The sequence below is a fragment of the Candidatus Aegiribacteria sp. genome (assembly GCA_021108005.1).
GTDB lineage: Bacteria > Fermentibacterota > Fermentibacteria > Fermentibacterales > JCC-6 > Aegiribacteria.
This window is the reverse complement of sequence record JAIORS010000155.1, coordinates 47,651-54,029: the sequence shown is the minus strand read 5'-3', so window position 1 is coordinate 54,029 and position 6,379 is coordinate 47,651. Positions and strand designations below refer to the sequence as shown.

The window sequence follows — 6,379 nt, the reverse complement described above, 5'->3', positions numbered from 1 at the left end:
CTTTCCGAAAGAGCTCTCGAAAGATCACAACACTATTCGTGGGAAAAAACCGCAGGATTAATCGCGGACAGAATTGAGGTAATTACATCTTGAAAACAGCTGTTGTTAATGCTCCCTTCATGAATGGCAGGTTTTCCAGAACCTCCCGCTCCCCGGCCATCAACAAAAGTGGAACATTGTACTGGCCATTCTGGCTGGCTCACGGTACGGGAGCGCTTGAAAAGGCCGGCCATGAAGTTCTGTTCCTGGATTGCCCCGCCGAAGGAATTAGTGAACACGACATGCTTCAGATGCTTCTCGAATTCAATCCAAAACTTACGGTGATTGATACTTCAACCCCCTCCATTTACAGTGATCTCAGGGTAGCCTCAATGATCAGAAGCTATCTCCCGGAGTCTTTTGTTCTGCTCGTAGGTACCCATGCAAGCGCCCTTCCCCACAAGTGTCTCCGCCTCGCTCCACAGGTCGATGCCATCGCTGTTGGAGAGTACGACTCCTCAATCGTTGATGTAGCCGAAAAACTCGAGGGTGGAGGTGATCTTTCCGGAATCCCCGGGCTTTGCCTTAACCTCAGGGGAGAACTCTTTGACACAGGTACCAGGGAAATGATAGAGGATCTTGATTCGTTGCCTTTCCTTGCCGATGTATACAGAAAGCATCTCAAACCGGAAAACTATTTCTTCGCTGCCGCGAGATTCCCGAGCGTGATGACAATTACAAGCCGCGGATGCCCGTACAAGTGTTCTTTCTGCGTCTGGCCCCAGGTTATGCACAGGGAAAAGTACCGTATACGCTCGGCAGAACATGTTGCGGAGGAGTTTGGACTCTTCCGAGAATATTTTCCTCGGGTTCAGGAGATAGTTATCGAGGATGATACTTTTTCAATTGACAGTAAAAGGGTCGAGGAAGTCGCCGAGGTTCTTATTAAAAATGGCAATTCTATCCCCTGGACCGCCAATGTCAGAGCTAACCTTTCCCTGGAAGCAATGCGGAAAATGAAGGCTGCCGGCTGCAGGCTTATCATAGTCGGTTACGAATCAGGTTCTCAGGACGTTCTCAACGCCATTTCAAAGGGAACCACAGTAGACCAGAATATGGAATTCGCCGAGAGGGCAAAGAAAGCGGATCTTCTGGTTCATGGATGCTTCATGGCTGGCAATCCGGGGGAAACGGTCGGCACACTTGAGAAAACTTTTCAGATGTCTCTGAAACTATCCCCGGACACAGCTCAGTTCTTCCCGATAATGGCATATCCGGGAACCAGGCTTTACCGGCAGTACAGCAGAGAGGGAAAACTGAGAACCCGTAATTTCGATCGCTGGGTAACTGAAGATGGCCTTCACAACTGTGTTGTAGACCTTCCCGGCCTTTCGTCTGAAACCCTTGTGGAATGGTGTAATGAAGCAAGAAAGCGCTTTTATCTCCGCCCCAAGTATCTTCTTTACAAAATCATTCAGACGGTAAGACACCCCCTCACGGAGGGCAGAAGAACCTTTCGCGCTTTTGGAACTTTCAGGAAACACCTTTTCAAAAAAAGTAATCCTGTCCATACAGAGGACGGCTGTAAATGATTCCTGCTCTTTTCTGGATTGTAACAGGATTGTTTCTTTCATCCTGGCTCATCTATCCCCTGTTTCTCATGGGGCTCTCGATATTTTTCCGCAAATACTCCTCTTCGTGGAACGAACCGGAAGAATGGCCTTCCGTCAGTGTGCTCATTGCGGCAAGGAATGAGGAAAAGGTCATTGCGTCAAGAATTCGAAATATTCTTGAGCAGAATTACGCTGGCACAATCGAAATACTCATCGGTTCTGATGGTTCGGATGACAAAACCGATTTCATCGCCGGTACTTTCAGAAACAAAGGAGTAATACTGTATCGAAGTGAAAAATCAATTGGTAAACCTCTGATGATACAGAAACTTCGGGAGTTGTCTTCGGGAGAAATACTGGTTTTCTCCGATGCTGATACGGTTTTCGCTCCCGAAACAATCGGTGAGCTTGTTATTCCCTATTCGAACCCCCATGTGGGTTGCGTTGACGGATCCCGCCGGAACAGTCTTATCGAAGATACATGCGAAAGCATGTACTGGAAGTACGAAACAACTGTTAAAAAGCTGTGTTCATCTATTGGAGCCGTCCTTGGAGCTACCGGGGCGGTGTTCTCGATTAGGGGGAATTTATTCAGACCGCTTTCTCCCAGGAGATCGGACGATTTCGAACTGGCTGTAATGACAAGACTACAGGGATATTCATGTGTTTTCAACGGGAATGCGGTGGCCGCAGAACCCTCTCCGGATGATTCAGAACAGTACCGGAGGCTAGTAAGGATAGTAAGCTGGATGTTCATCAGCTGCATTCAGCTTACGGGAAAAGCCCTGAAAAGAAAAGACTTTCTTTTATTCACGCAGCTTCTTGTACATAAAGTTCTCAGGTGGTTCTCAGGTTTGTTTCTTGCTGCAGCAACAGTTCTTGCGGGATTTCTTTCATATAAGAATTTTTATATGATACCGTTTCTACTCATGTGTGTTTTTCATGCGGCAGCCGCAGCAGGATGGTTGCTGAAGCGCCATATGCCTTCAAAACTCCTTTTTCCCTATTACTTCTGGCTTATGAACATCGCTGCGTTAGATGGTATATTAAAGACATTGTCCGGAAATCCGGTTGAAACCTGGAAGAAGTCGAAAGGCGGAACGAACTGAAGCAGAAAAGCCTGTTCCTGGGGCTGGCATTCGACGGAATAGCAGTATTTCTATCCCTGACCTTCGCGGCATGGATAAAGTTTGACTCGAGTCTTTTTTCCGATTCTGTCTCCGTTTCAAACAGCCTGATATTCTCCGGGTCCTTATTGTCCGTTCCTTTCTGGTGGCTGATCTTTGCGGCATCAGGCTCTTACAGGATGCACTGGGATATGAGCTGGGCTGATGAGATGAAATGTGTTGTGAAGCCGGTTACTTCCGGGTTCATAATACTCTTCTTCGGTGCTTTTCTGGTATCGCCCTCAGCTTCCATAGGCAGATGGATAATAGTTTTTTATTACGCCGTGCTTCTTCTCTTCGTTTTCATTTCACGAGGATGTATGCGCATTTTTGAAAGAAGGCTTGCAAAGAAGGGCTCCCTTGTTCGCCGGGCGGCAATAGTTGGAATCGGCAAAGCGGCTTCAGATCTCGAAATCTATCTCTCCGAAAACACCTCGCTGGGATACAATATTACAGGTTTCATAGATCCTCAGAAGGAGGGCACTGTGCGGACCGTTCGAGAGGATAGAATTATAGGTTCCGTGAAGGATCTTTCCGTTATCATTAAAAATTTCTCCCTGCAGGAACTGCTTGTCACAATTGCTTCAAATTTTCATAACGATATTCTTTCTCTTCTCCTTCCTGCCACTGGAGAGGGTGTCAGGGTGAAAGTTGTTCCCGATCTTTTTGACGTTGTTGCCGGACATGTTCACAGTACACAGATAATGGGACAGCCTTTCATGGAAATTCTGCCTGAGCGTCTAAGTTTCTGGCAGAAAGTTGTGAAGGTATGTATTGACTACTTCACAAGTACTGTTGTTCTTCTTGCAGGTCTTCCTTTATGGCTGATTCTTTCTCTGTTGATCAAGCTTGAATCAAAGGGTCCTGTCTTCTACCGTCAGGAAAGACTGGGAAAGGGAGGTAAACCCTTCAGGGTATTCAAGTTCAGAAGCATGAATAACGATGCCGAAAAGAAAAGTGGTCCCGTCTGGGCCGGTAAGAATGATCCAAGAATAACGCGCATAGGCAAATTTCTAAGAATATCCCGAATCGATGAAATTCCCCAAATGATTAATGTCCTCATGGGAGAGATGTCCATTGTTGGTCCAAGACCGGAAAGACCTGTATTTATAGATGAACTCAAGAAGATGTATCCTTTTTATCAGAAGAGGCTCACTATCAAACCTGGCCTTACGGGATGGGCTCAGGTCAAACTTGAGTACGATACGGACATGGAAAGTGTATCGAAGAAACTAAGATACGATTTCTTTTATATCGAAAATCAGTCGATCTTTCTTGACCTTGAAATTCTCATCAGAACTCTTAAGGTCGTTCTTACCGGTGCGGGAGCTCATTAGTATCAACTCCAGGTTTCCTGAAAGGAAAAATAAAATGGCAGTTCCTCTCCTCGATATAAGCAGGCAGCATCAGCCAATAATTGAAGATCTACGTTCAGTTTTCAACGAAGCTCTTGAAACCTCTAGGTTCATAAAGGGACCAGAAATGGAGCAGCTCGAGAAGGAATTCGCTGATTACTGCGGCAGTGAAACGGCTGTAGGCTGCGCTTCCGGAACGGATGCTCTTATCCTTGCCCTCATGGCTGTTAATGTCAGACCCGGAGATATTGTTCTGACGACACCTTTCACTTTCTTCGCTTCCGCGGGGGCCGTGGTAAGGGCAGGCGGTATTCCTGTGTTTCTGGATATTCTTTCCGATTCTTTCAACATAGATCCTGACCTCCTGTCCGGATGGCTGACGGATAACTGCGCTATCACAAACAGGGGAGTTGTTGACAAAAGTACAGGTACACGTATCGGTGCAGTAATGCCCGTCCACCTTTTCGGTCAGATGGCGGATATGGACAGAATAATGTCTATCTGTAAAGACTGGCGCATTCCCGTAGTTGAGGATGCCTGTCAGGCCATTGGAGCAAAATGGTCAAACAGGAAAGCCGGTTCCTGGGGCGATGCCGGCTGCTTCAGTTTCTTCCCCTCCAAGAACCTGGGAGCTCTCGGCGACGGCGGCATGGTCACCACGAACAATCCTGAGATAGCAGATAGAGTAGTCAGTCTGAGGGAGCATGGCGGCAGGGGTTACATCCATGAAGAGGTGGGTTTCAACTCCCGTCTTGATGCTATCCAGGCAGGATTTCTCAGAGTCAAATTGACTCATCTTGAAGGCTGGCACAAGGGAAGACGAAAGAACGCTCGTTTTTATGGCCGCGCTCTCAGGGATATTAAACAGGTGATTACTCCTGTTATCAAGAAAGAAGCATGGTCCGTTTACAACCAGTATACGCTGAAAGTTTCGCGGCGGGATGAACTGCTTAAATATCTCAGAAATCATGGAATCGGCTGTTCCATCTATTACCCGGTTCCTCTTCATCTTCAAAAATGTTTTGAATGCCTGGGTTACAAAGAAGGAGATTTTCCTCTCTCCGAAGCTGCTTCAAAGGAAGTCATTTCCATTCCAATATTTGGCGAACTTACGGAAAATGAGCTCGTAGAGGTTGTCGAAACAATCAAAACCTTTTATGCCGAAAAGGAATAGGCTGTCCAGCGGGATTTTTGTTTACCTGGTAATCGTATTTTTCATGTTCTCAGAAGTAATTGGAGATGACTTCTTTCATTTCATGGGAGAGGATGTCCATCATATGTTCTCAAGAGAGCCTTTGCTGGTAATTGGCCTCGGTGGAGCCGCTACTGCAGGAGCTTTCATCTTTGAAGACCACAGAGGCTACGGTGGCTTCATGGGAGATGGATGCCTGAGGAACTGCTCAGAGGTATGCGATAAAGCATTTGGCCTGCCACTTCTCGGAGCATCCTCAATTACATGGGCAGTTGGAACTCTCTCGGCTTCCCACGATGCCGAAGAGACCGGGCAGATGCTCACCGAAAGTCTCCTTCTGACCTACGGTATAACCGGCGCTATGAAGCTTGCGTCGGGCAGAACAAGACCCGATGGAAGCAATTCCAGAAGTTTTCCTTCCGGACATTCTTCCAGTACAGCCTGCGCTGCGGTTATACTCTGGGACAGGTACGGTGCCGGTGCCGGTATTCCGGCAGCAGCTATTGCTGCATTTACTGCCCTTTCAAGGGTAACCCTCGAAAAGCATTATCCCTCCGATATAATTGCCGGGGCAGCTATAGGAATCTCCGTGGGGCTTGCGGTCGCAGGGGCGCATGAAGATGAAGCAGGTTCAAGCCAGCGGATTCAGCCTGCGCTGGGAATAAGATGGAGCAGTACCGGAGGATTTGGAGTATATTTCTAGTATGAAGAACAGACTCAGAAGTTTCAAGTACGCTTTCAGAGGCATAGGAACCCTTCTTACCTCCCAGATGAACGCGAGAATACATCTGATTGCTCTTGTTTTTGTTGTAGTGGTCGGTTTTCTTGTAGAGCTGAATTCGGGGGAGTGGGCTCTCGTTGCCCTAGCTGTCGCAATGGTTCTATCCGCTGAAGCCATGAATAGCGCTCTTGAATTCCTCGCCGATCATACGGCACCCGAGTGGCACGATTCCGTTCAGAAGGCAAAGGATCTGGCAGCGGCTTCCGTACTGCTTGCGGCAGCGGGTGCTCTTGTGATAGGACTACTCGTATTCATCCCCCATTTCTGATAGAACCGAAAGCTGAACAAGGAGA

The 6,379-nt window shown here is 47.5% G+C and carries 6 protein-coding genes; all 6 read left to right on the top strand.

The features are described 5' to 3' along the window. Positions 1–89 precede the first annotated feature (89 nt). From K8S15_09850 to K8S15_09825, 6 genes are read left to right on the top strand one after another with little or no spacing between them, the layout of a single operon-like run. Positions 90–1,571: a radical SAM protein gene (locus tag K8S15_09850; GenBank protein MCD4776337.1), complete on the top strand. Its 1,482-nt coding sequence runs from the start codon at positions 90–92 to the stop codon at positions 1,569–1,571. Next, a complete protein-coding gene (locus tag K8S15_09845; GenBank protein ID MCD4776336.1) occupies positions 1,568–2,701 on the top strand; it encodes a glycosyltransferase in 1,134 nt (377 codons plus the stop codon). Before K8S15_09850 ends, K8S15_09845 begins: the two co-directional genes overlap by 4 nt. Beyond that, positions 2,671–4,095, top strand: coding sequence for a sugar transferase (locus K8S15_09840; GenBank protein MCD4776335.1), 1,425 nt, complete (start codon positions 2,671–2,673; stop codon positions 4,093–4,095). Before K8S15_09845 ends, K8S15_09840 begins: the two co-directional genes overlap by 31 nt. Positions 4,096–4,129: 34 nt before the next feature. Next, positions 4,130–5,287 (top strand): DegT/DnrJ/EryC1/StrS family aminotransferase, encoded by a 1,158-nt coding sequence (locus K8S15_09835; GenBank protein MCD4776334.1) that lies wholly within the window; start codon positions 4,130–4,132, stop codon positions 5,285–5,287. Continuing rightward, entirely contained in the window at positions 5,271–6,008 is a 738-nt protein-coding gene (locus K8S15_09830) for a phosphatase PAP2 family protein (GenBank protein MCD4776333.1), read from the top strand. The genes K8S15_09835 and K8S15_09830 overlap by 17 nt, the downstream gene beginning before the upstream one ends. After that, positions 6,001–6,354: a diacylglycerol kinase family protein gene (locus tag K8S15_09825; GenBank protein MCD4776332.1), complete on the top strand. Its 354-nt coding sequence runs from the start codon at positions 6,001–6,003 to the stop codon at positions 6,352–6,354. Before K8S15_09830 ends, K8S15_09825 begins: the two co-directional genes overlap by 8 nt. Positions 6,355–6,379: the final 25 nt, after the last annotated feature.